This is a genomic window from Xanthomonas sp. NCPPB 3200, from assembly GCF_056393585.1.
Map to the genome: position 1 here is coordinate 540,286 of NZ_CM150785.1, position 22,248 is coordinate 562,533.

The 22,248-nt window shown below is 65.9% G+C and carries 23 protein-coding genes; 7 read left to right on the forward strand and 16 right to left on the reverse strand.

Going from position 1 to position 22,248, the window contains the following annotated elements; translation table 11 throughout:
• Positions 1 to 2 precede the first annotated feature (2 nt).
• Positions 3 to 491 carry a MarR family winged helix-turn-helix transcriptional regulator gene (locus tag AC06DU_RS02275; protein WP_016905082.1) on the reverse strand — a complete coding sequence of 163 codons (489 nt, stop codon included), beginning with the start codon at positions 489 to 491 and terminating at the stop codon, positions 3 to 5.
• Between the two features lie 122 nt (positions 492 to 613).
• Here AC06DU_RS02275 and hppD point away from each other — a divergent pair, with 122 nt between their 5' ends.
• Together hppD and hmgA are read left to right on the forward strand one after the other, a co-directional pair.
• Complete coding sequence (gene hppD / locus AC06DU_RS02280) at positions 614 to 1,729, forward strand: 4-hydroxyphenylpyruvate dioxygenase (protein ID WP_046345445.1); 1,116 nt, start codon at positions 614 to 616, stop codon at positions 1,727 to 1,729.
• A gap of 360 nt (positions 1,730 to 2,089) precedes the next feature.
• Positions 2,090 to 3,403, forward strand: a complete 1,314-nt coding sequence (hmgA, locus tag AC06DU_RS02285; protein WP_478203445.1) for a homogentisate 1,2-dioxygenase — start codon at positions 2,090 to 2,092, stop codon at positions 3,401 to 3,403.
• An 84-nt stretch (positions 3,404 to 3,487) separates the two neighbouring features.
• On the opposite strand, the gene AC06DU_RS02290 is transcribed toward hmgA, so the two are convergent.
• Positions 3,488 to 4,126: a hypothetical protein gene (locus AC06DU_RS02290; protein ID WP_425523990.1), complete on the reverse strand. Its 639-nt coding sequence runs from the start codon at positions 4,124 to 4,126 to the stop codon at positions 3,488 to 3,490.
• Positions 4,127 to 4,201: 75 nt separating this feature from the next.
• On the opposite strand from AC06DU_RS02290, the gene AC06DU_RS02295 reads away from it, so the two are divergent.
• Positions 4,202 to 4,819 carry a lectin gene (locus tag AC06DU_RS02295; RefSeq protein ID WP_478204346.1) on the forward strand — a complete coding sequence of 206 codons (618 nt, stop codon included), beginning with the start codon at positions 4,202 to 4,204 and terminating at the stop codon, positions 4,817 to 4,819.
• A gap of 145 nt (positions 4,820 to 4,964) precedes the next feature.
• Here the strand turns inward: AC06DU_RS02295 and AC06DU_RS02300 are convergent, their stop codons facing one another.
• Genes AC06DU_RS02300 through AC06DU_RS02325 form a run of 6 tightly spaced genes read right to left on the reverse strand, consistent with a single transcriptional unit; the run spans position 4,965 to position 10,914 of the window.
• Positions 4,965 to 5,390 carry a Na+/H+ antiporter subunit G gene (locus AC06DU_RS02300; protein WP_047127936.1) on the reverse strand — a complete coding sequence of 142 codons (426 nt, stop codon included), beginning with the start codon at positions 5,388 to 5,390 and terminating at the stop codon, positions 4,965 to 4,967.
• Positions 5,387 to 5,671: a K+/H+ antiporter subunit F gene (locus tag AC06DU_RS02305; protein ID WP_046345450.1), complete on the reverse strand. Its 285-nt coding sequence runs from the start codon at positions 5,669 to 5,671 to the stop codon at positions 5,387 to 5,389. The genes AC06DU_RS02300 and AC06DU_RS02305 overlap by 4 nt, the downstream gene beginning before the upstream one ends.
• Entirely contained in the window at positions 5,668 to 6,174 is a 507-nt protein-coding gene (locus AC06DU_RS02310) for a Na+/H+ antiporter subunit E (protein ID WP_047127937.1), read from the reverse strand. The genes AC06DU_RS02305 and AC06DU_RS02310 overlap by 4 nt, the downstream gene beginning before the upstream one ends.
• A complete protein-coding gene (locus AC06DU_RS02315; RefSeq protein WP_478203446.1) occupies positions 6,171 to 7,715 on the reverse strand; it encodes a monovalent cation/H+ antiporter subunit D in 1,545 nt (514 codons plus the stop codon). The genes AC06DU_RS02310 and AC06DU_RS02315 overlap by 4 nt, the downstream gene beginning before the upstream one ends.
• Positions 7,712 to 8,086, reverse strand: a complete 375-nt coding sequence (locus AC06DU_RS02320) for a Na+/H+ antiporter subunit C (RefSeq protein ID WP_016901335.1) — start codon at positions 8,084 to 8,086, stop codon at positions 7,712 to 7,714. The genes AC06DU_RS02315 and AC06DU_RS02320 overlap by 4 nt, the downstream gene beginning before the upstream one ends.
• On the reverse strand, positions 8,086 to 10,914 hold the full coding sequence (locus AC06DU_RS02325; protein WP_102250963.1) for a monovalent cation/H+ antiporter subunit A: 2,829 nt from the start codon (positions 10,912 to 10,914) through the stop codon (positions 8,086 to 8,088). The genes AC06DU_RS02320 and AC06DU_RS02325 overlap by 1 nt, the downstream gene beginning before the upstream one ends.
• Before the next feature lie 166 nt (positions 10,915 to 11,080).
• Here AC06DU_RS02325 and AC06DU_RS02330 point away from each other — a divergent pair, with 166 nt between their 5' ends.
• On the forward strand, positions 11,081 to 11,983 hold the full coding sequence (locus tag AC06DU_RS02330; protein ID WP_024938210.1) for an NAD-dependent epimerase/dehydratase family protein: 903 nt from the start codon (positions 11,081 to 11,083) through the stop codon (positions 11,981 to 11,983).
• A 171-nt stretch (positions 11,984 to 12,154) separates the two neighbouring features.
• Here AC06DU_RS02330 and AC06DU_RS02335 read toward each other — a convergent pair whose 3' ends face one another.
• From AC06DU_RS02335 to AC06DU_RS02365, 7 genes are all read right to left on the reverse strand, one after another.
• Positions 12,155 to 12,640: an Mpo1 family 2-hydroxy fatty acid dioxygenase gene (locus tag AC06DU_RS02335; RefSeq protein WP_104561209.1), complete on the reverse strand. Its 486-nt coding sequence runs from the start codon at positions 12,638 to 12,640 to the stop codon at positions 12,155 to 12,157.
• 99 nt (positions 12,641 to 12,739) lie between these two features.
• Positions 12,740 to 14,335, reverse strand: coding sequence for a M4 family metallopeptidase (locus tag AC06DU_RS02340; RefSeq protein ID WP_478203447.1), 1,596 nt, complete (start codon positions 14,333 to 14,335; stop codon positions 12,740 to 12,742).
• 426 nt (positions 14,336 to 14,761) lie between these two features.
• On the reverse strand, positions 14,762 to 16,483 hold the full coding sequence (locus AC06DU_RS02345; RefSeq protein WP_478203449.1) for a peptidoglycan-binding protein: 1,722 nt from the start codon (positions 16,481 to 16,483) through the stop codon (positions 14,762 to 14,764).
• Positions 16,484 to 16,592: 109 nt separating this feature from the next.
• Positions 16,593 to 17,204: an LptM family lipoprotein gene (locus AC06DU_RS02350; RefSeq protein WP_478203451.1), complete on the reverse strand. Its 612-nt coding sequence runs from the start codon at positions 17,202 to 17,204 to the stop codon at positions 16,593 to 16,595.
• A gap of 34 nt (positions 17,205 to 17,238) precedes the next feature.
• Positions 17,239 to 17,745: a hypothetical protein gene (locus AC06DU_RS02355; protein WP_478204347.1), complete on the reverse strand. Its 507-nt coding sequence runs from the start codon at positions 17,743 to 17,745 to the stop codon at positions 17,239 to 17,241.
• 289 nt (positions 17,746 to 18,034) lie between these two features.
• The gene (locus AC06DU_RS02360; RefSeq protein WP_311540099.1) at positions 18,035 to 18,295 is read right to left on the reverse strand and encodes a hypothetical protein; all 261 of its coding nucleotides are present in this window, start codon (positions 18,293 to 18,295) and stop codon (positions 18,035 to 18,037) included.
• Between the two features lie 118 nt (positions 18,296 to 18,413).
• A complete protein-coding gene (locus tag AC06DU_RS02365; protein ID WP_046345459.1) occupies positions 18,414 to 19,340 on the reverse strand; it encodes a phosphoribosylaminoimidazolesuccinocarboxamide synthase in 927 nt (308 codons plus the stop codon).
• 208 nt (positions 19,341 to 19,548) lie between these two features.
• Between AC06DU_RS02365 and AC06DU_RS02370 the strand changes: the two genes are divergently transcribed.
• A complete protein-coding gene (locus AC06DU_RS02370; RefSeq protein WP_016901358.1) occupies positions 19,549 to 19,878 on the forward strand; it encodes a J domain-containing protein in 330 nt (109 codons plus the stop codon).
• 116 nt (positions 19,879 to 19,994) lie between these two features.
• Here the strand turns inward: AC06DU_RS02370 and AC06DU_RS02375 are convergent, their stop codons facing one another.
• Positions 19,995 to 20,834, reverse strand: a complete 840-nt coding sequence (locus AC06DU_RS02375) for an outer membrane protein (protein WP_478203453.1) — start codon at positions 20,832 to 20,834, stop codon at positions 19,995 to 19,997.
• Positions 20,835 to 20,957: 123 nt separating this feature from the next.
• On the opposite strand from AC06DU_RS02375, the gene rpe reads away from it, so the two are divergent.
• Positions 20,958 to 21,629, forward strand: coding sequence for a ribulose-phosphate 3-epimerase (gene rpe / locus AC06DU_RS02380; protein WP_016901363.1), 672 nt, complete (start codon positions 20,958 to 20,960; stop codon positions 21,627 to 21,629).
• Positions 21,626 to 22,117 carry a GNAT family N-acetyltransferase gene (locus AC06DU_RS02385; protein WP_054592402.1) on the forward strand — a complete coding sequence of 164 codons (492 nt, stop codon included), beginning with the start codon at positions 21,626 to 21,628 and terminating at the stop codon, positions 22,115 to 22,117. The genes rpe and AC06DU_RS02385 overlap by 4 nt, the downstream gene beginning before the upstream one ends.
• The last annotated feature ends 131 nt before the right edge of the window (positions 22,118 to 22,248 follow it).

Here is a 22,248-nt window from a genome sequence, read left to right on the forward strand (position 1 = left end):
TATCAGTCCTTGCCGGCCATGCGCGGCAGCCCGTCCTTGGCCAGCCGGTCGATCAGCTTTTCCAGGACCTGCTGCTCCTCGGCACTGAACACCGACATCAGCCGCTGTTCCATCTCGTTGACCAGCGGGGCAACGGTCTCGTAGACCTGGCGGCCGGCCGGCGACAGTGCCAGCATCGAGCGGCGGCGGTCGTCGCCATGGGTTTCGCGGCGGATGAAGCCGCGCTCCAGCAGGCGCGCCACGGCGCGGCTGACTGCAACTTTATCCATCGCGGTGCGGTCGGAGACCTCGCTGGCCGAGGAACCCGGATACAGCGCCAGGATGGTGATCACCCGCCACTCGGGGATCGCCATGCCGTAACGATCGCCGTAGACCTTGGCGATGTTGCTGCTGATGCGGTTGGACAGCACGCTCAGGCGATACGGCAGGAACTGCTCGAGATTGAGCAGCACAGGATGTGGCGGCGGGGTGGGGGCGTCGAGATCGCTCATGTTGCGCTGTGTCTTGATTTTGGTTTCATTTGCAACTACAAACCTTGGGTGGCCTGCGCATTCTCGCGGGTCTTCTGCCACCCCGCATAGCCCTGCGGACGGCCTAGCGTGGAGAAACGACGATGAGCGCACAACCGAGCAGTACCGCAACCCGCCCGAACCTGGGCATGCAGGTCACCACCTTCGACAATCCGATGGGGATCGACGGGTTCGAATTCGTCGAATTCGCCGCGCCCGCCGATCAGGCGGCGCAGCTACACGACTATTTCCGCAAGATGGGCTTCAGCGCGGTGCTGCGCCACCGCAGCCGTGCCATTACCGTCTATCGCCAGGGCGGGGTCAACTTCCTGCTCAACGAAGAGCCCGATTCGTTTGCCGCCGATTTCGCCGCCGCGCACGGCCCGAGCGCCTGCGGCTTTGCGATCCGCTTCCGCACCCCGGCCGAGACGGTGCTGCAGACCGTGCTGGGCAACGGCGGCGAAGCGGTGCAGGACAAGGCCGACACCCGCGCCGTGCCGGCCCCGGTGGTCAAGGGCATCGGCGACTGCATGCTGTATCTGGTCGACCGCTACGGCGATGCGGGCAGCATCTACGACGCCGACTACGAGCCGATCGAAGGCGCCGACCAGCACCCGGCCGGCTTCGGGCTGACCTTCATCGACCACCTGACCCACAACCTGTACTTCGGCAACATGCAGCGCTGGTCGGACTATTACGAGCGCCTGTTCAACTTCCGCGAGATCCGCTACTTCGACATCAAGGGCGCCAAGACCGGCCTGGTGTCCAAGGCGATGACCGCCCCGGACGGCATCGTGCGCATTCCGCTCAACGAGTCCTCCGACCCCAAGAGCCAGATCAACGAGTATCTGGACGCCTACCACGGCGAAGGCATCCAGCACATCGCCTGCTTCACCGACGACATCTACAGCTCGGTGGAAAAGATGCGCGAGGCCGGCGTGACATTCCTGGATACGCCCGATACCTATTTCGACGTGGTGGACCTGCGCATCCCCGACCATGGCGAGGATGTCGAACGCCTGCGCCGCAACAAGATCCTGATCGATGCCGACGTGGACACCAAGCAGCGCAAGCTGCTGCAGATCTTCACCCAGAACTGCATCGGCCCGATCTTCTTCGAGATCATCCAGCGCAAGGGCAACGAGGGCTTCGGCGAAGGCAATTTCCAGGCGCTGTTCGAGAGCATCGAGCGCGACCAGATGAAGCGTGGGGTGCTTTGACGGCGCGGATTGGGGATTCGCTGTTCGGGATTTGTGGTTGGTGCGGTTAACTGGGTCGGTGCGGGCTTGAGTGGTGCAAAGTGTTGCGATGTCCAGCCTGGCTGCCCGTCACGTCGGATGTGGTTCCGGTACGGATCCAACGAAGCGGGCGGCAAGTGGTCGCAATCAAGCGCGTTCAGGCAAGGTGTTTTTCCGACGACACAAATCAACGAAGACGCACGTTGTTAAAGCCCCTCTCCTCGCGGGGAGAGGGGCTTAATCCGCCAGGCTTAGCTCTTCTACGGTAGGAAAGCGGCCTGATTCAATTCAATCCCAACCTTCTGCATCCGGGAAGGGAGGGCCAAGATCCGGACGCATGCCATGCATAACAACCAGCACTACATGACCGGTTTCGGCAACGCGTTTGCGACCGAGGCGGTGGCCGGTACCTTGCCGGTGGGGCAGAACTCGCCGCAGCGTGTGGCGCACGGGTTGTATGCCGAACAGTTGTCCGGCACCGCGTTCACCGCGCCACGTAGCGAGAACCGGCGCAGCTGGCTGTACCGCATCCGCCCGGCGGCCGTGCATGGCAGTTTCTCCCTGGTCGAACAGTCGCAGCTCCACAACGATTTCGGGCGCGGCCCGGTGCCGCCGGATCAACTGCGCTGGAGCCCATTGCCGCTGCCGTCCACGCCAACCGATTTCGTCGACGGTCTGTACACCATGGCCGGCAACGGCGGGCCGGAGGCGATGTCGGGTGTCGCCGTGCATCTGTATGCGGCCAACGCATCGATGCACGATCGCTTCTTTTACGATGCCGATGGCGAGCTGTTGCTGGTGCCGCAACTGGGCCGCCTGCGCATCCATAGCGAGCTCGGTGTGCTGGAGCTGGAGCCGCAGCAGATCGGGGTGATACCGCGCGGTGTGCGCTTCCGCGTCGAGCTGCCCGATGGCGAGGCGCGCGGCTATGTCTGCGAAAACTTCGGCGCAGTGCTGCGGCTGCCCGACCTGGGGCCGATCGGCTCCAACGGGCTGGCCAATGCGCGCGACTTCGAAACGCCGCATGCGGCCTACGAACAGCGCGAAGGTGCGTTCGAGCTGGTTGCCAAATTCCAGGGCCATCTATGGCGTGCGGACATCGGCTACTCGCCGCTGGACGTGGTGGCCTGGCATGGCAACTACGCGCCGTATCGCTACGATTTGCGCCGCTTCAACACCATCGGCTCGATCAGCTTCGATCATCCGGATCCGAGCATCTTCACCGTGCTGACCTCGCCCAGCGACACGCACGGCACGGCGAACATGGATTTTGCGATCTTCCCGCCGCGCTGGTTGGTGGCGCAGCACACCTTCCGCCCGCCGTGGTTCCATCGCAACGTGGCCAGCGAGTTCATGGGGCTGGTGCACGGCGTCTACGACGCCAAGGCCGACGGCTTCGCGCCGGGTGGTGCCTCGCTGCACAACTGCATGAGCGGGCATGGCCCGGATGCGGCGACCTTCGACAAGGCCTCGCATGCGGACCTGACGCGCCCGGATGTGATCGCCGACACCATGGCCTTCATGTTCGAAACGCGTGCGGTGCTGCGCCCCACCCAGCAGGCCTTGCAGGCCGCGCACCGGCAGGGCGACTACCAGCAGTGCTGGTCCGGATTGCGCGCGGCGTTTCAGGCGCCCGGCTCAGAGGGTGCGCAGTAACTCAGGCAGGTGGGCGAATGTGCTGATCAGGCACTACGGCAGCCAGGGGTCGCAGGTGCCGGATCGAGGGTTCCGGTTGTCCGCTCAAGCCGCCTGCAGCGCATCCGGCAACAGCTCGCCAATCCGGGCACGTACGCGCTCGGCATAGCTTGCCGAGGTGATCTGCGGCAACGCGCGTAGCGCGTCGGCAATGGCAGCGCCGATGGCGTCTTCGGCGCGTGCGGCCTGCAGCTGCCGATGCAGCGCGGCGGCCGCCGGGTCGCGTTGCAGCTGCAGGATGTCGAGCAGGTACAGCCGCGCGTTGGTGGCCGCGCGACGGCGCTGGCGCTGCAGGTCTTCTTCGCTCGGTGGTGCCGCTGGCGGCGTCACGTGGGTACCGGGCACGCCTGCCGGCGAGGAATCAGACGCCTGGGCAGTGCGTATCGCACTCCCTGCCTGCGTGCCGAACTCCAGATAGCCCATCGCGCAGAGCGCATGCACCAGCGCGGCGCCGTCGCCGCCCAGCAGCACGGCCAGCGTTGCCAGATCGCGCTGGCCGTCGGCCAGGATCAGCGCGCGTCGCTGCAGCAAGGTGAGTGGACTGCGGTGCGATTGCAGCGCGGTAAGGGCGAGCTCGGTCTTGCGTGGGGTCATGGCGGCGGTCCTGCGAGGCACCCAGCTTGCCCGCCGCCAATGAAGCGCCGATGACATCGGCACGAGACAACGCCAGCGCGTTCTGCACATCGTCGCGATGTGGGCTGTGTACGCTGTAGCGGACCCGTAAGGAATGCATGCATGACCACCAGATTGCTTGGTTTGATGGGCGCATTGCTGTTGCTGACCGGCTGCAACCGTGCCGAGGACGCCACCACGGCCGCGCCCGACGCGGCACCCGCACCGGTGGCAGCCGCCAACGACCAGCCAGCCGGCGAGGTTCCGCCGGCAACTGCGCCGGCCGGCACGTTTCCGCCGCAACTGCGCCAGCAGCCGGCTGCGCTCGCGCGCCTGGATGGGTACGGCGATCTGCGCCTGGGCATGGACGCAGCGCAGGCGCGCGCTGCCTGGGGCGGCGACCTGCGCGGCGAACCGGCGACAGATGGCGGCTGCTATCTTTTACGGCCGCAGTGGGCCGAGGATGCACGCCGCTTCGGTTTCATGTTCGAAGGCGATCGCCTTATGCGTTATCAGACCAACGAACCCAAGGAGCTCGCCCCGGGCGGCGGCAAGGTCGGCATGACGCTGGCGCAGCTGCGCGCGCTGTATCCGGCAGGTCTGACCGAACAGCCGCACAAATACGTCCCCGGCGCGTTCACCCTGCGCATGGCCGATGCGGCCACCCGGTCCGCATTGGTGTTCGAGACCGATGCCGACGGCAAGGTCAGCAGCTGGCGGGTCGGGCAGCCGCCGCAAGTGGATTATGTGGAAGGCTGCGGCTGATCCGTCACGGCCGCCGCGGCGCCGCATCGGCGGCGCAAGCGGCTTCCGGCAGCGCAGCGTGCGCGCGCATAGTCGATTGGTAGCATGCGCGTAGAACAACGTGTCGAGACCATCCGGGCAGGGGGTCTCGAAGCAGCTGCGCAGCTCAGCGCGGATCCTTGTCCGGCTCGGCGTGCTGTTTGGCGGTTTCCGCGTTTTCGCCCACATCGCCTTGCGTCTGCGGTGTGGGCAGGCCTTCCTTCTTCATCTCGCCATGGTTGGGTACTTCCGGGCGGTTTTCCATCATCAGCGACAGCGCGGCCTTGGCCATCAGATGGGCGCTGATCGGTGCGGTGATGAACAGGAACACGGTGATCAGCAACTCGCGCGGTTGCGGGTCCACACCCAGGAACAGGTGATAGCCGACCGATGCCAGCAGCACGCAGCCCACCCCCAGGGTGCTGGCCTTGGTCGGCGCATGCAGGCGCTTGAAAAAGTCCGACAGCTTCACCAGGCCGAGCGCGCCGATCAGGATGAAGAAGGTGCCGACCAGCAGCAGCGCGCTGAGCAGATATTCGGTCAGTGCGATCATTCGACGATGTCCCGACGCAACACGAACTTGCTCAGCACCACGGTGCTGCCGAAGCCCAGCATCGCGATCACCAGCGCGGCCTCGAAGTAGATCGGCGAGTCCAGGTACATGCCCAGCAGCATCAGCTCGGCGATGGCGGTGATGGACAGGGTGTCCAGCGCCAGGATGCGATCGGGCACGCTCGGGCCGCGCAGCAGGCGCCACAGCGCCATCAGCATGGCCAGGCCCACCGTGTGCATGCAGATGACGATGGTCGATTCGATGAACATGTGGCCGGTCACGGAAAGATCTCCATCAGGGGCTTCTCGTAGCGGGTCTTGATCTCGGCGATCAAGGCGTCCGGGTCGTCCAGGTGCAGCACGTGTACCAGCAGATACTTGCGGTCGTCCGAGAGTGCCGCCGACACTGTGCCGGGAGTGAGCGTGATCATGCTGGTCAGCGCGGCGATGCCGTGGATGTTGGCGATATCCAGCGGCACCCAGATGAAACCGGGGTGGATGCGCGACTCCGGGCCGAGCACCTGGCCAGCCACCTTGATGTTGGAGCGCACGATGTCGCCGGCGGCCACCAGCAACATGCGCGGCACCGAACGCAGCGAGCCGATGCGGGCGAACTCGCGGTCCAGGCGCGCCGCAAAGATCGGCACCACCCAGCCCAGCAACAAGCCCAGCACCCATTGCTGCGGCCCGAAGCTGTCGCTGAGCAACAGCCAGAAAATGAAGACCGTCACGCTCAGCGACGGCGAGGGCAGCAGCCGGCTACGCAGCGGCAGGCGCGTGCTCATGGCTGCCTCCGTTGCGGCGTGGTGGCGCGGACCTGCTCGACGTAGGCGCCGGGGTCGCGCAGCTGCACGCCGGCCGCGTCGGTATAGCGCATCAACGGGCCGGCACCGGCCGTCATCGCCACCAGCCCGCTCAGCAACAGCAGCGTGGCGGCGGTCTCCACCGGGCGCATGCGTGCACGCCGTTGCGGCTGCAGCTCGGGAACGTCCTGCACTGCTTCGGGCACGCGCCAGAACAGGCGCACGCCGGCACGCGTCAGGCCGATCACCACCAGCAGGCTGCTGCCCAGGATGGCGAACCACACTGGCCCGACCAGGCCCTCGGGCACGTGCTGCAGCAATGCGGCCTTGGCCAGGAAGCCGGACAACGGCGGCAGCCCGGCGACCGCGACCGCGGCGACCATGAACATCGCGCCGGGGATCCCGCGCCGCGGCAGCGGCGCGACCACTTCCTTGCGGTCGCTGGCGCTGCCGCGGCGACGCCGGATCAGGTCCGACACCATGAACAACGCCGCAGCCACGAAGCTGCTATGCGGCAGGTAGTACAGGCCTGCACCCAACGCGCCGGCATCGTCCAGCGAGAAGGCGATGAACAATGTCGCCGCCGAGAACACCACCAGATACGACACCATCACCCGTAGCCGCGATGCGGCCATCACCCCGAACGCGGCCATCAGCAGCGTGGCGATGCCCAGCCACAGCAATGCGTGGCGGCCGAAGCCCTGCAGCGCGCCGGCACTGGTGCCGAACCACAGCGCCGACACCCGCAGCGTCGCGTACAGCCCGACCTTGGTCATGATCGCAAACAACGCCGCCACCGCCGCCGGCGCGCGCGAATAGGTCTCCGGCAGCCACAGGTACAGCGGCAGCAACGCGGCCTTGCTGCAGAACACCAGCAGCAACAGGCCCAGGCTGGCCTTGGCCAGCGGCAGGTCCTGCGCCGGCAACGCGGCGATGCGTTGCGACAGCTCGGCCATGTTCAAGGTGCCGAACACGCCGAACAGCAGGCCCAGCGCGATCAGGAACAGGGTCGACGCGCACACGTTGAACACCACGTAATGCAGGCCCACACGCATCTGCAGCCCGCGCCCGCCGCTGAGCAGCAGACCGTAGGAGGCGATCAGCATCACTTCGAAGAACACGAACAGGTTGAAGATGTCGCCGGTCAGGAACGCACCGTTCAAGCCCATCAGCTGGAACTGGAACAGTGCATGGAAATGCGGCGCGCGCCGGTCCCAGCCGGCGCAGGCATGCAGCAGGCAGGCCGCGCCCAGGATCAGGGTGGTCAACAGCATCCACGCCGACAGGCGGTCGCCCATCAGCACGATGCCGATGCGCGCCGGCCAGTCGCCGAGCAGGTACACCAGCACCTGGCCTTCGGCGGCGCGCGCGAACAAGGCGATGACCGCTGCGGCCAGCAAGGCCATGCTCGCCCATGCCACCGTGCGCTGCACGCGCGGCCCATAGCGTCGGTGTTCGACGAACAGCGACGCCGACGCGCCCAGCATCGGGATCAGGATCGGCAGGATCAGCAGATGGTTCATCGCCGGGCCTCGCGCGTATCCACGCCGGTGGTGGCGTCTTCATGCGCATCCACATGATCGCTGCCGTTGTCGCTGCGGCTGCGGATCGCCAGCACCAGGCTCACCGCGGTCATCGCGAAGGCGATCACGATCGCGGTCAGCACCAGCGCCTGCGGCAACGGGTCGGTGTAGTGCATCAGGTCGGCCGGCACGCCCTCGCGCAGCACCGGCGCCTGGCCGCTGCGCAGCCGCCCACCGGCGAAGATCAGCAGGTTGGTCGCGTACGACAGGAAGGTCATCCCCAGGATCACGTCGAAGCTGCGTGCGCGCAGCAACAGGTAGATCGCCAATGCGGTGAGAACGCCGATCGCGCTTGCCACTGCCAGTTCCATCAATGCTGCTCCGCGGTGCGTGTCGAACGTTGGGTGGGGTCGATCTCGCCGCGCTGCGAGCTGCGCGTGCGCGAGGGTTTGATCGTGCCCATCATCGACAGCATCAGCATCGCCGCACCGAACACCACCAGATACACGCCGACATCGAAGCCCAGCGCGCTGGCCAGTTCCAGGTCGCCCAGCAGCGGCAACGGAATCTCCAGATGCCCGCTGCTCAGGAACGGCATGCCGAACACCAGCGCACCGGCACCGCTGACCAGCGCGCACAGCAGGCCGATGCCGATGAGGCGGATGTAGTCGAAGCCGAAGCGCGATTCCACCGACGCGGCACCCTGGATCACGTACTGCATCAGCAACGGCACCGCCAGCACCAGCCCGGCGATGAAGCCGCCACCGGGCGCGTTATGGCCGCGCAGGAACAGGAACAAGGACACCGTCAGCGTCAGCGGGAACATGATCTGCGCCAGATCGGCCGGCACCGGCAACTTGATCGGCGGCCCGGGCATGCTGCGCTCCGGCGCCATCCGCGAGCGCCGCAGCAGCGCGTGCACCACCAGCCCGGCGATCGCGAACACGGTGATCTCGCCGAAGGTATCGAAGCCGCGGAAATCCACCAGGATCACGTTGACCACGTTGCGCCCGTAGGCTTCCGGCAGCGCACGCTGCAACAGCTCGCCGGCAACCGTGTGGCTGGGCTGGGTCATCAAGGTATAGGCCAATGCGGCAAGCCCGGCACCACCGACGACGGCGATGCCGGCATCGCGGAGCTTGCGCAGGCGCGCGGGCTCGGGCAACGAGCGCTCGGGCAGGTAATTCATCGCCAGCAGCATCAGCACCAGCGTGACCATCTCCACCAGCAACTGGGTCAACGCAAGATCCGGTGCCGACAGGAACACGAAGGTCATGCTGACCGCCAGGCCGGTGCCACCCAGCACCAGCACTGCGAGCAGGCGCTGCTTGTACAGGAACAGGCTGCCCAGGGCGCAGGCGATCATCAGCAGCCAGATCGTCCAGCCCAGCAGCGGCAGCGGGGTGGGCGCGGGCCAGGCCGGCAATGCGCCGCCCTGCAGGAACGGCACCAGCGCCACTACGACAGCGCTCAGCACCAGCAGCATCAGCATGCGTTGCAGGTTGCCGTTGGTGACCGCATCGGTCATGCGCACGGTGCCGGCGAACAGCGCGCGCAGGTTCCAGTTGAACAGCGCCTTGCCGGGCGAGCGGTTCTGGATCGCGTACATGTCCAGCGTGCGGCGCAGCGCCATGTACAACAGGGTGCCGCCCACCATGCCGGCGATGCTCATCGCCAGCGGCCAGTTCCAGCCATGCCACAGCGCCAGGCTGTAGTCGGGCAGGCGCGCGCCCAGGATGGCGCTGGCACCGGCGCGCAGCACCGGCGCGATGGTCCAGGCCGGCACGATGCCCACGGCCACGCAGATCAGCACCAGCACATCCACCGGAATCCGCATCCAGCGCGGCGGCTCGTGCGGAGTGGTGTCCAGATCGCGTGGGCCCTGGCCGAAGAAGGTGTCGTGCACGAAGCGCAGGCTATAGGCCACGCCGAGCAGGCCGGCCAGCAGTGCGGCGATGCTGGCCAACACCCGCATCGTCTGCGGCGCATCGGTTTCCAGCGCCACGGCAAAGAACATTTCCTTGGACAAAAAGCCGTTGAGCAGCGGAACACCGGCCATCGCCAGCGAGGCGGTGATCGCCAGCACGCTGGTGACCGGCATCAGGCGGCGCAGGTTGCCCAGCTTGCGCATGTCGCGCGTGCCGGTCTCGTGGTCGATGATGCCGGCGGCCATGAACAACGAGGCCTTGAACACCGCGTGGTTGAGGATGTGGAACACGCCTGCCACCACCGCCATCGGCGTGGACAGGCCGAACAGCATGGTGATCAGGCCCAGATGCGAGATGGTCGAGTACGCCAGCACGCCCTTGAGATCGTGCTGGAAGATCGCATGCCATGCGCCGAGCAACAGCGTGATCGCACCGATGCTGGTGACCGTGTAGAAGAACAGGTCGGTGCCGGCCAGGGCAGGATGCAGGCGCGCCAGCAGGAACACGCCGGCCTTCACCATCGTGGCCGAATGCAGGTACGCCGACACCGGCGTCGGCGCCGCCATCGCGTGCGGCAGCCAGAAGTGGAACGGGAACTGCGCGCTCTTGGTGAAGATGCCCAGCAGCACCAGCCCCAGTGCATACGGATACAACGGACTGGCACGAATCAGATCGCCGGCCGCCAGCACCGCATCCAGCTGGAAACTGCCGACGATGCGGCCGATCATCAGGATGCCGCCGAGCAGGGCCAGGCCGCCACCGGCCGTCAGCACGAAAGCCATGCGCGCGCCTTCGCGCGCATCCTTGCGGTGCGACCAGAAGCCGATCAACAGGAACGAACTGATGCTGGTGAGTTCCCAGAACACCATCAGCAACAGCAGATTGCCCGACAGCACCATGCCGAGCATCGCGCCCATGAACAGCATGAGATAGGCGAAGAAACGCGATGCGCTATCGCGTGCACTCAGGTAGTAATGCGCATACATCACCACCAGCGCACCGATGCCCAGCACCAGTAACGCGAACATCCACGCCAAGCCATCGAGCCGCAACGAGAACATCAGGCCGATCTGCGGCAACCATGCGTACTGGCTGCCGATCACCTCACCGCGCAACACGGCCGGTGTGAGCGTCGCCAGGATGACCAGCCCGCCCAACGGCGCGGCCGCAGCCAACCACGCAGTGATCGAACGGGAGGTGCGCCAGAGCAGCGCAGTGGCGGCCGCCATCACAAATGGCAGCGCAAGCAGGATTTCCAGCGAGAAAGGCATGCAGGGAACACAAGATTCGCGAGCAGGCCAGAGAGCTTAACAAATCGTTGACTGACGCCAGCGTCAACGCCGTGGCTGCGCGCCCGCGCAAATCGCGGCCGGATCGGCGTCGCGCCGCTGCCTGTCACTCGCTATGCTGGGATCACCCAGACTGCATCCGAGCCCTGTGACCGCTGCCGATCCCGCTCCGTCCACTGCCGTTTCTGCGCCGCGCGCCCTGGTGTTCGGCGGCAGCGGTCAGATCGGCGAACGCCTGCTGACGCGGCTGCTCGGCCGCGGCTGGCAGGTGACGGCCTGGTCGCGCCAGCCACGTGCCGCGCGCGCCGGGCTGATCTGGCGGCAGGGCGATCTGGCCATGCCGGCTGCCGCGGGCGAGGCATTCGAGGTGATCTTCAGCTGCGGTCCGCTGGACCATTTCGCGCGTTGGTATGTCGAAAATCCGGTGCGTGCTCCGCGCATCGTGGCGTTCGGTTCCACCAGCCTGGAGGTCAAGGAACACTCGATCGACGCGGCCGAGCGCGATGTCGCGCAGCGCCTGGCAAATGCCGAACAGGCGCTGTTTTCCGCAGCCCAGGCGCGTGGCGCTGCGGCGACGGTACTGCGCCCGACCCTGGTCTACGGTGCCGGGCGCGACCGCACGCTCACCCAGATCGCCGGGCTGGCGCAGCGCACCGGCGCCTTCGTGCTGCCGGCCAACGCGACCGGGCTGCGCCAGCCGGTGCATGTGGACGATCTGGCCAGCGCCGCGCTGGCGGTGGTCACCCAGCCGGCGACGCAGCAGCGCAGTTATGCCGTCGGCGGCGGCGAAGTGCTGGCCTACACGCAGATGGTGGAGCGCGTGCTGGCGGCGCTGCCGCGACCGGCGCGGCTGTATCAGGTGCCGCCCGGCCTGTTCGGCCTTGCCCTCACCGCTGCGCAGCGGCTGGGGCGCCTGCGTGGCATCAATGCGGCCGCATTGCAGCGCATGCGCGATGACCTGGTGTTTGACCTGGAACCGGCGCGTCGCGACTTCGGTTATGCGCCGCGCGCCTTTCGTCCCCTGCCCGAAGAACTCGGCATCGGCGAGTGAGGCTCGTCTGGGCGGATGTGCTTCGAAGACCTGCATGGCGCGCGGTCCGCTAGCTCTGCTGTGCAGGGCGATGCAGTATGACCGTTAGCCGCCGCAGCGCTCAGGCGTAATCCGCTGCTTTCAGGTCATGACCCCGCCGGCGACCGGCTATGTTCTGGCTGTCACTCGCGCTCAGTACCGCCAACCCAATTGACGATAGAGCTTGGCCAACACCCAGATCGGCCCGATCAGCAGATAGGTCAGGTCGGTCAGGAAGCTCGGCTTGCGGCCTTCGATCCGGTGGCCGACGAATTGCGCGACCCAGGCCAGCACGAACACCGTCAGCGCCGTGGCGAACAGCCCGGTGAGCCCGAGTCTGCCTTCGAGCAACCGGCACAGGCAGCCGAAGAAAAAGAAGATCCCCAGCATGCCCAGCCCGAGCGGACGCGATAGGCGGTTGTAGTACGACCAGGCCGCGAACATCGACAACGCCGCCCATACGCCGCTGCTGAACCAGGTGCCGCCGACCGGGATGCACCACAGCAGGGCCACCACCGACCACAGGATCGCCGGCACCGCCAGCACGTGGATCTGCTGATTGGTGGTGTTGCGGTGATCGTCGGCGTAATTGGCGAAATAGCGGTCGATCGGTCGCGCGGTCTTGGTGCGTTCGGTCATGTTCCCTCCCAGGAATGACCCAAGCATACGCGCGCGGATGGCACTGTGGCAGCCGTGCTCCCTGCCACGCACAAGGCGCGTGGCAGGGGCCGGCGTGCATCAGTTGACCGACACGGCGCTCCACGCTGCGGCAACCGCGCGGTACTGTGTGGATGTGCTGCCGTACAGATCGGTGGCCGCGCTCAACGTGGCCCTGCGTGCGGCCGCGTAGTTGGTCGAGGACGTCATGTAGACCGTCAACGCGCGGTACCAGATGCGGCTGGCCGCCGCCCGGCCGATCGCCGTCAATGCCGTATTGCCGTTGCAGACCAGCCCGGCCGGCGTCACGTTCCAGCTGGTGCCCGACCCGAAGCCGCTCGGCACCACCGCGCCTTCGGCCAGCAGATAGTAGAAATGGTTGGCCACGCCCGAGCTGTAATGCACGTTGAGCGAGCCCAGGCTGCTGCTGTAGCAATCGGGCGAATCGCCATCCAGGCTGGGCTTGAACATGTAGCGGAGGGCCAGCGTCCCGCTGCTGTTGCCCGGGATGATCTTCTCGCCGATCAGGTAATTGCCCGGCTGCGCGCTGTTGTTGGCGGAGTACTCCACCATCGCGCCCATGATGTCGGACGTGGCTTCGTTCAGGCCGCCCGACTCGCCCGAATACACCAGGCGCGCGGTACGGCTGGTCACGCCATGGGTCATCTCGTGGCCGGCCACATCCACCGACACCAGCGGCGTGAACGTGCTGCCGTCGCCATCGCCGAAGGTCATGCAGAAGCAGCTGTCTTGCCAGAACGCGTTGTTGTAGCGGCTACCGTAATGCACGCGGCTGCGCGCACCGACACCATCGTTGGCGATGCCGCTGCGCGCATGGGTGGTGCGGAAATAGTCCCAGGTCAACGCCACGCCGTAATGCGCATCCACTGCCGCGGTCACCGTATCGCTGTTGGCGCCGCTGCCCCAGGCGTTGTCGGCATCGGTGACCAGCGTGCCGTTGCCGGAGGTGCTGTTGCGCATGTTGTAGGTGGCGCCGCTGCCGCGGCTCAGATCGGTCAACTCGTAACCGCTGCTGCAACGCGTCGTTGCCAACGCCACGCTGCCTGCATACAGCGAACGCCCGGTGCCGGCCGCACTGGTGCCACCCGCGCATGCGGTGTGCACCGTGTCCCAGGATTCGAGAATGCGTTGATTGATTGCGTCGACGATGTAATGCATTTCGGTCGGCGTCTGATCGGGCTTGATGCCGCTGTAGATCACTTCATAGACCAGCCGCGGTGCGCCCTGACGCGCATACAAGGCCAGGCTTGCGCGCGGCGCGGCATCGGGTGCCAGATCGAACTGCGCACCGGCCGCGCGCACTGCCGTGTCGGCATCGATGCCGGGCACGATGCTCGGGCGCACGCTGGTGTGCATGCTCTGGCTCAGCTGACGCATCACTCCGCGCCGCGAATGCACCACCACATCGCCGCCGATCACCGGCAGGCCCTGATACGTACGATCGAAGCGCACATGCTCGCTGCCGTCGGCATCGACAATGCTGTCGCGCGCGACAAACGCATCGGCCGTTGCACGATTGGCCAGCGCCGCAGCGTGATTGCCCAACAAGGATTGCGCGCGCGACACCGCGGCATCCGCGGAAAGATCCGCAGCAGTGGCGACAGCAGACAACGATAGCGCGCAGCAGATCGCCGCGCCCAGGACATGAACTTGCATGACGACTCTCTCCCCGAAAACGTGCAATGCAAAGATCGGCGGCGATACGCATCACGGCCGATCGCGACTGGCAACAGGTGCCGGCAGATAAACTTGCACAGTCCATGACAGCACAGTAGTAAAAGTTACAGCTGTGTTGCGTTCTGTGCGCCGCGCCACTTTGCGGTGTGGAGGGCATCGCAGAGCAGCAGGAGTGTCACTGCGTGTGCGACATCGCCAGCGCGGCAGGCATGCCGTCTCGTCGCAATCTGGAGGGTGCACCAAACTCCAGCGACGCACAATCCGCTGGCAACAACAGGCAATCCGCGCAGGGTGTGCAGTCAGACGCGGCCGCAGCGACGCTCTCGGCGCTACTGTCGAAAGCAGACAGGCACAAAAAAACCGGCCAGACATCTGGCCGGTTTTTCGTGCTGCGGCGTTGAACCGTCAGCGGCCGCCGATCGCAACCCGCTGCTGCTCATCCTGCGCACGCTGCTGCGAAGCCTGGCCAGCCAGCAATTGCGCACTGGTCTGCTCCAGCGGGGGAGCTGGCTGGTTCAGATCCACTGCCGCACGGAAGCCCGGCGTGGTGCCCATGACAAATGCCTTGCCATCCTGCACGGTGACGTTCTGCAGTTTGTCTGCCGAATCGATACCGTTCTGCTTGGCCTGCAGGGTGACGTGGGCCGCGGTCTCGTTGGAGATCATGCTGGGCAGCTTGCTGCGGATTGCGTTGTGCAAGGCATGGTCCGGATGCGAGGCATCGTCGAGCGACGGCCCCTTGGGCGCAGCGACCGGCGTCTGCGCTGCCTGTGCCTGGGCCGGTTGTGCGGACAACGCGGCCTGCGTGTTGCGCCCCACCACGCCATCGGGCTGCAGCCCGTGCTGCTTCTGGAACGCAATCACCGCCTCACGCGTGTTGTCGCCAAAGCGGCCATCCTCGGCAAGCCGGTTGCCCTGCGCATCGCGCACGCCGAGACGGTTGAGGTCCTGCTGCAGCTTGCCGACATCACTGCCTTGCTCGCCATGCCGCAGCGTGCCATTGCCACCCGCTGCCGCCGGCTGGGAGTGGCGCGCGCCGGACTCCTGCTGATGGCCCTGATTCCAGAATGTCTCCGGACTGGTCAGCTTGCCGTTGGCATCGCGCAGCTGGTAATGCACGTGCTGCGCGTACTGGCTGTTACCGTTCGGGCCGCGTCCACCCATCGTGCCGATGGCATCGCCGGCGGACAGCGTCTGACCTTCCTTCACCTTGAGCGCGTCCAGGTGCAGGATCTCGTGCGAGTTGCCCTGTGCATCGCGAATCTTGACGGTGCCGTAGTTGCCGCCCGCGAAGGTGACGGTTCCGGCGACCGGCGAATGCACCGTCGGGTGCTGCATGTTGCGGCCTGTCTGGCCACCCTGGTAGTTGAAGTCGGTACCGCCGTGATCGCGGGCACTGCGATGCTCGCCGTAATGGCCGGTGATGTGCGGTGCCGTCCCGTTCTGCGGTGGGAGCATCCGTTCCATCGTCTGCTGGAAATTGCTACGAGCGCCATGGCTGGGCTCGGCCGGGTGCATCGCGGGTGCAGGCCGGTCCACGGCATTGCCCTGCGTCTGGGCGAGACGCTGTTCGACAAACTGGGTGTAGTTGTCCAGATGAGGGGCAATCTCGCGCCGCGACAGAGCAAGGCCGCCATAATCCTTGCTGGGCCCATCGTGGTGATATTTGTAGATGTAGTCCTCGCCCTCACCGCGGCTGCGCGCAAGATCGCGGTTATCGATGAAATGTTGCACCAAGGCCTGCGACTGCGTTTGCACGTCGAAGCGGTTGGACGCGTTGACGCCGTAATGCGCGCCGGTGCGGTCGATGAATTGACCCAGGCCCGAGGCAGACGTTGTGCCCGCAGCAGCATCAGGATTGAAGCCTGATTCAACTCGGGCGATGGCAAGGACGTAAGCGGTCTCGCGCGATGAAAGCCCGGCATCCCGCGAGGCATCGATAAGACTATCGATTACCCGTGATTGGGTTTGTGGACTGGCATCGCCCCAGCGACGCGATTCGCCATGCAATCGGCCATCTCCGCTGTCGATGGGCTCGCGGTAATGGCTCCAGGCTTTGATCCGGTCACTGCTGTATGCAGCGCCGCGTGGTTGAAGCATTTCGGTATAAATCGTGGTGTCGGTCATATCGTGCGTTCCTTTCTATGAGACAGATTCTTCCTTGTAACGGGTGCTGCTCCATGTACTGCGTACTGCGTTGGCCGTGCACCGCCATCGGTGCACGGGCATCCTTTGCTCAGGGCTGGAAAGGCACCAGTTCCGGGTGCTTCAGTCCCAGCTCTTCGAGCTTGTGTTCGTACTCATCGTTATTCGGGCTCTGCTGGCCGTCCTGTGTATGCAGCGGTGGTGTCGCGTGATTCAGCAACTGACCCTTGATGTCATACAGGAAGAACCATTCGCAAAATTCGCAGCCGTAAGGAAGCTCGCCGTACTGGACGACAAAATACGTGCTTCCTTTTGCGTCTTCCGCGCAACCCAGGCCCACTGCGGTGTAGTCCGCCATCTCTGGAGGTGCTGCCACTTCCTGGCGTTGGCCATCACGCTCCATTTCCAGGTGAGTTTTGGTGGAGCCGCCGCTCTCGGATGGCAACGCGCTCAGATGCAGGCGCACGCCGGAGCATTCCTTGATCATGTCGTTCCGTCCTTGTGTATCTGCTTCTGTCGAAGCCGGGGATTTGGTAGTGGCAGGTGGCGTACTGGGCGCGCTGGTGGTGGTGGCAGCTGCGGGCTCTGGCTTGTCACCGCATGCGGCAAGCACCAGGCTCAGGCCGAGCGCAGGTAGGACAGAGATGAAGCGTCGCATCAGGTCGCCTCTTTGACGGTTTGAGTTGCAGATGAGGATAGCCAAGCAGGCAGAACCTGCTTCCAGCGCCCACCGACGTTTACAGAGACTGGTCGTCCACCTTAACCAGCATCCAGCAGGGGCGCTGGGCGAAGTGGTAGACCTGCTGATCGCCAGTGTCCGGCGTGCGAACCAGTACCTGGCGGCCATCGGCCTCTTCGGAAATCGTGACCTCGCGGCCGCCGTTGCGGGCTGCCTCCAGGTTGGGAATGACAGGCCATTCGACCTTGGCCAGCGGAACCGTGCGGGTGACCGGGGTGGGCTCGGGCTGCGCGTCCGGGTCGAGTTGGATCATCGTCAGCGGATCGGCGGTGGCCTTTTCCTGTACCGCAATGTCTGCACTGAAGCTTTTCAGAAATGCAGAGAAGTCGGCGCTGGGGCAGGTTGTCGCCTGCGCAGGCGTTGCCGGACCGGTGGCAGGCGCCGAGGCTGCGGGTGCTGCATTCGCGGCAGGCGTCGCAGCGCCGGCGGGCTCAGCTTGCGGCTTGCAGGCGACCAGCGCCAGGCTCAGTGCGAGAGCGTGCAGAGACGTTCGGAAACGGGCCAAGGGATCCTCCTGATCATAGCGGGGCAACTGGAACGCGGGCGGGATGGTATACGCGCGCTGCTTGCCAATGTGTGAAGGCTGGCGGAGTCGTGGCTTGCGCAAACTGGCCGGCATGCGGCAGGCCAATACCCTCGCAGAACAAGCAGCCTGACGGTGGCCCGGTGCTCGGGTGAGTCCACGGCCATTGATTGCGGTCAGCAAAGCCGGGCTATCTCGATCGATCCTGCGCAAAAGTCATGATGATTTGATCATGGTTTGGCCGGGGATTTATCCGGTATGGTGCGGCTGACTATATCCCGTTTGAAAATACATCGAGTGCATCCGCACCCACCCATCCCTGCGCGCAGTCGCCGACATACTGGCCTGGTGCGGCGGCATGACAGCTTTCGCCAATGGTGGTCTTCGGGCGTTGGATCGGCCTGTCGCCATATGTTCCACATGCCGGGTTGTTCTTGCATCCGGCGACGCTGTCTGCAGGAATCGCAATGACGTAGTAATACAGCGGATTCTGTCCGGCGCGGCTGCGGAATGAAAAGTATGGGAGCGCCATTGCGACTTTTCTTGGCAACAGACCGCGTCAGGTGCGTCCTTCAGCGCTCAATAAAGAGCGCTGCCCGCCATTGTTGCTTTACTACAGCCTCAAAGCCCCGGACGCGGGGCCTTGGAGATCAATCGACCGAAATACCCGCCAACCGCTGCAATGCCTCGGCGTATTTTGCGCGCGTGCGTTCGATCACTTCTGCCGGCAGGCTGGGGCCGGGTGCGGTCTTGCCCCAGTCCAGGGTTTCCAGATAATCGCGCACGAACTGCTTGTCGTAGCTGGGCGGGCTGGTGCCGAGTTCGTACTGGTCGGCCGGCCAGTAACGCGACGAGTCCGGGGTCAGCATCTCGTCCATGATGTACAGGCGGCCATCGGCATCGGTGCCGAATTCGAACTTGGTGTCGGCCAGCAGAATGCCGCGCTCGGCGGCAAAATCGGCGGCGAAACGGTAGATGCGCAAGGTGGCATCGCGGACGCGTTCGGCAAGCTCGGCGCCGACGGTCATGACCATCGCATCGAAGTCGATGTTTTCGTCATGGTCGCCGACCGCGGCCTTGGTCGACGGGGTAAAGATCGGCTCGGGCAGTTTCTCGGCCTGGCGCAGGCCGTCGGGAAGTTCGATGCCGCTGATCTTGCCGGTGCGCTGGTAATCCTTCCAGCCGCTGCCGATCAGGTAGCCGCGTGCGATCGCTTCCACCGGCACCGGCTTGAGCTTGCGCGTGACCACGGCGCGCTTGGCATACAGCGCCGGGTCCACGCCCTCGGGCAAGACCTGCTCCACGGTGATGTCGACCAGATGGTTGGGCATCAGGTGTTCGGTCTTGTGGAACCAGAAGTTGGAGACCTGGCACAGCATCTCGCCCTTGCCGGGGATCGGGTCGGGCAGCACCACGTCGAACGCGGACAGGCGGTCGGTCGCCACCATCAACAGATAATCGCCCGGGGGCGCGTCGGCGGGCAGGCGCTCGCGGGGAATGTCGAAGACATCGCGGACCTTGCCACGGTGACGCAACGGCAGGCCGGGCAGATCGGATTGCAACAGCGTGGTCGACACAGGCACTCCTAAGGACGTCGCAATGACGCTGTCCCCGGGACCCGGCGGGCCCGCGGGTGGGCAGCGGGCCGCGTAGTGTACGGCGCTTCGGCGCGCGCCGCTGGATTTATTGGGGCCGCCCCGGTGGGCGGCGTGCATGCCGCGTCAGCCAGGCCGGGCGGGCGTTCGGGTAAGATCGCCAGCCCGCCATCCCGCCCCCCGATCGCCCATGTCCTGGTACGGAAAACTGCTCGGCGCACTGGCCGGCGCCCTGCTGTTCCGCGGCGCGCCGGTACTCGGGCTGATGATCGGCCTGGCGATCGGGCATGCGGTGGACGCCGGCTGGTTCAAGCGCCGCGCCGACAACCCGTACGAAGCGCTGGGACTGGAGCCGGACGCCACCACCGCCGAGATCGACCTGGCCTACCGCCGGCTGATGTCGCGTTACCACCCGGACAAGGTAGCCAACGCCGAGCCGGAAGCACGCCGCCAGGCGGAGAAGAAGGCCAGCCAGATCAATGCGGCCTACGATCGGATCCAGCGGCTGCGCAAACGCTGATCCATCCTACGCTGCAATATCGCTGCCAGGCGCCCGCACAGGGTGGGCATGGGCGCCACCAATAAAAAACGCCCGACCCGTGACAGGTCAGGCGCGGTCACTCGGATGCCAAGCACTCAGAAGCGATAGGTCGCCGTCAGGCGCACCGCATTCGACGAAAAGTCGGTATCGCTGCGACGCAGATCGGTGCCTGCCGGATTGACGCGCAGGAACGGGTTGGTCGCCGGCGCGGTACCCGGCCCGACCCGCACGCGGGTGTCTTCGTCCTGCATGCGGGTGAACAGGTATTCCACACCGACCGAGACGTTGTCGCTCAAACGGCGTTGCAGGCCCAGGCCGGCCTGGTAGCCGTCGGCGCTGTCGCCGCCGCTGCTGGTGAAGCTGTTGGCGGTGTTGCTGCTGGAGAAGCTGTGGTCGAACTCGCCGCGTGCCACGCCGGCGGTGAAATAGGCCAGAAAGTCGCCCTGCGCGCCAAAGGCATAACCGATACGGCCGCGCAGTGCGGCGGTGCGGTTGAGCTGGCGGGTGAAGGTGTAGAACGCCGGGGTGGTGCTGAAGGCGCTGACGCTGTCGCGCAGGTCGTTGCGGGTGTACTCGGCAACGACGCCGTAGACCCAGTTGCCGGCCTGCCAGTCGTAACCCAGCCGCGCACCGTATTCGGCGCCACCCTTGTCCTTGCTGCAGCCGCTGGCCGGGGTGCGCCCGGCCGCCGCGCCGCCGCAGAATCCGGGCGAGAAGGCATCGGCGCCGGTCGGGGTGCTGACCTGGTCGCCGTCGCGGCCATCCAGGTTGGTGTCGAAGCCGAAGCGGCCGCCGGAAACGCCACTGACGTCGGCACCGCCGACATTGGCGCCGATCGAGAAACCTGACCAGTCGGCCGGGCCGGTCTGGGCCCAGGCGGAGGGGGCGAGGGCCATCAAAACGAGCGCAGCGGAGGCGAGCGGGGTGGTCTTCATGCGGTGTCCTTGGCGAAAGGGCGCGGTGCGCCGGTTCAGGTGCATACGCAGCCTGGACCGCTGCGGATGCACTGGCTTTGCGCGCCTGCGACAATGTGTTTTCCGTTCCTTGACGAGCTGCCCATGCAACCGACGGCGATTGCCCCGTCCATCCTGTCCGCCGATTTCGCCCGTCTGGGCGAGGAAGTGAACAACGTCCTGAAGGCCGGCGCCGACTGGGTGCACTTCGACGTGATGGACAACCATTACGTGCCCAACCTCACCATCGGCCCGATGGTGTGCCAGGCGCTGCGCAAGCACGGCATCACCGCGCCGATCGACGTGCACCTGATGGTCGAGCCGGTGGACCGCATCGTGCCGGACTTCGCCGAGGCCGGCGCCACCACCATCAGCTTCCATCCCGAAGCCAGCCGCCATGTGCACCGCACGATCCAGCTGATCAAGTCGCACGGCTGCCAGGCCGGCCTGGTGCTCAACCCGGCCACCCCGGTGGACATTCTGGACTGGGTGCTGCCCGAGCTGGACCTGGTGCTGGTGATGTCGGTCAATCCCGGCTTCGGCGGGCAGGCCTTCATTCCCTCGGCGCTGGACAAGCTGCGTGCCATCCGCAGCAGGATCGACGCGCTGGGCAAGCCGATCCGGCTGGAGATCGATGGCGGGGTCAAGGCCGACAACATCGGCGCGATCGCTGCCGCCGGTGCCGACACCTTCGTTGCCGGCTCGGCGATCTTCAATGCGCCCGACTATGCACAGGTGATCGCGCAGATGCGCGCGGCGGTGGATGCGGTGCGATGAGCGCGCCCGCGCTGCAGATCCGCGCCGCCACGCCTGACGATGTGGCGCTGCTGCATGAGCTGATCACTGCACTGGCGGTGTACGAACGCGAGCCCGATGCGGTCAAGGCCAGCCCGCAGGACCTGCGCGCCAGCCTGTTCGGCGAGGGCGCCACCGCGCATGCGCTGATCTGCGAGCAGGACGGCCAGGCCCTGGGATTTGCGGTGTATTTCTTCAATTACTCGACCTGGCTCGGCCGCAACGGCCTGTATCTGGAAGACCTGTTCGTGCGCCCGCAGGCGCGCGGGCAGGGTGCCGGTCTGGCCTTGCTGCGGCACCTGGCCCGGTTGGCCGTGCAGCGTGGCTGCGGGCGTTTCGAATGGTCGGTGCTGGACTGGAACCAGCCGGCCATCGACTTCTATCAGGCGGCCGGTGCGCGCCCGATGGACGGCTGGACCGTCTACCGGCTCGACGGCGAGCGCCTGGCCGCGTTCGCCGCCGGCGCCTGAGCGCGCCCTGCGCGCCGCCGCGGCACGCAAAGAGAAGGCCGCTCCCCTTGGAGCGGCCTTCGAGAAAATTGGAGGCTGATCCTGCCTCCGCCCGTCGTCCCTGCTATGGCCTTCCACTCTCCGGGTTCTCG

Excerpts from the sequence above, each read along its gene's own strand:
- hmgA (WP_478203445.1), top strand. The coding sequence starts at position 2,090 with ATGCATAACAACCAGCACTACATGACCGGTTTCGGCAACGCGTTTGCG.
- AC06DU_RS02360 (WP_311540099.1), bottom strand. The coding sequence starts at position 18,295 with ATGGCGCTCCCATACTTTTCATTCCGCAGCCGCGCCGGACAGAATCCG.
- hppD (WP_046345445.1), top strand. The coding sequence starts at position 614 with ATGAGCGCACAACCGAGCAGTACCGCAACCCGCCCGAACCTGGGCATG.
- rpe (WP_016901363.1), top strand. The coding sequence starts at position 20,958 with ATGCAACCGACGGCGATTGCCCCGTCCATCCTGTCCGCCGATTTCGCC.
- AC06DU_RS02335 (WP_104561209.1), bottom strand. The coding sequence starts at position 12,640 with ATGACCGAACGCACCAAGACCGCGCGACCGATCGACCGCTATTTCGCC.
- AC06DU_RS02295 (WP_478204346.1), top strand. The coding sequence starts at position 4,202 with ATGGGCGCATTGCTGTTGCTGACCGGCTGCAACCGTGCCGAGGACGCC.
- AC06DU_RS02275 (WP_016905082.1), bottom strand. The coding sequence starts at position 491 with ATGAGCGATCTCGACGCCCCCACCCCGCCGCCACATCCTGTGCTGCTC.
- AC06DU_RS02310 (WP_047127937.1), bottom strand. The coding sequence starts at position 6,174 with ATGAGCACGCGCCTGCCGCTGCGTAGCCGGCTGCTGCCCTCGCCGTCG.
- AC06DU_RS02300 (WP_047127936.1), bottom strand. The coding sequence starts at position 5,390 with ATGATCGCACTGACCGAATATCTGCTCAGCGCGCTGCTGCTGGTCGGC.
- AC06DU_RS02345 (WP_478203449.1), bottom strand. The coding sequence starts at position 16,483 with ATGACCGACACCACGATTTATACCGAAATGCTTCAACCACGCGGCGCT.
- AC06DU_RS02320 (WP_016901335.1), bottom strand. The coding sequence starts at position 8,086 with ATGGAACTGGCAGTGGCAAGCGCGATCGGCGTTCTCACCGCATTGGCG.
- AC06DU_RS02325 (WP_102250963.1), bottom strand. The coding sequence starts at position 10,914 with ATGCCTTTCTCGCTGGAAATCCTGCTTGCGCTGCCATTTGTGATGGCG.
- AC06DU_RS02375 (WP_478203453.1), bottom strand. The coding sequence starts at position 20,834 with ATGAAGACCACCCCGCTCGCCTCCGCTGCGCTCGTTTTGATGGCCCTC.
- AC06DU_RS02370 (WP_016901358.1), top strand. The coding sequence starts at position 19,549 with ATGTCCTGGTACGGAAAACTGCTCGGCGCACTGGCCGGCGCCCTGCTG.
- AC06DU_RS02340 (WP_478203447.1), bottom strand. The coding sequence starts at position 14,335 with ATGCAAGTTCATGTCCTGGGCGCGGCGATCTGCTGCGCGCTATCGTTG.
- AC06DU_RS02385 (WP_054592402.1), top strand. The coding sequence starts at position 21,626 with ATGAGCGCGCCCGCGCTGCAGATCCGCGCCGCCACGCCTGACGATGTG.
- AC06DU_RS02315 (WP_478203446.1), bottom strand. The coding sequence starts at position 7,715 with ATGAACCATCTGCTGATCCTGCCGATCCTGATCCCGATGCTGGGCGCG.
- AC06DU_RS02290 (WP_425523990.1), bottom strand. The coding sequence starts at position 4,126 with ATGTGCAGAACGCGCTGGCGTTGTCTCGTGCCGATGTCATCGGCGCTT.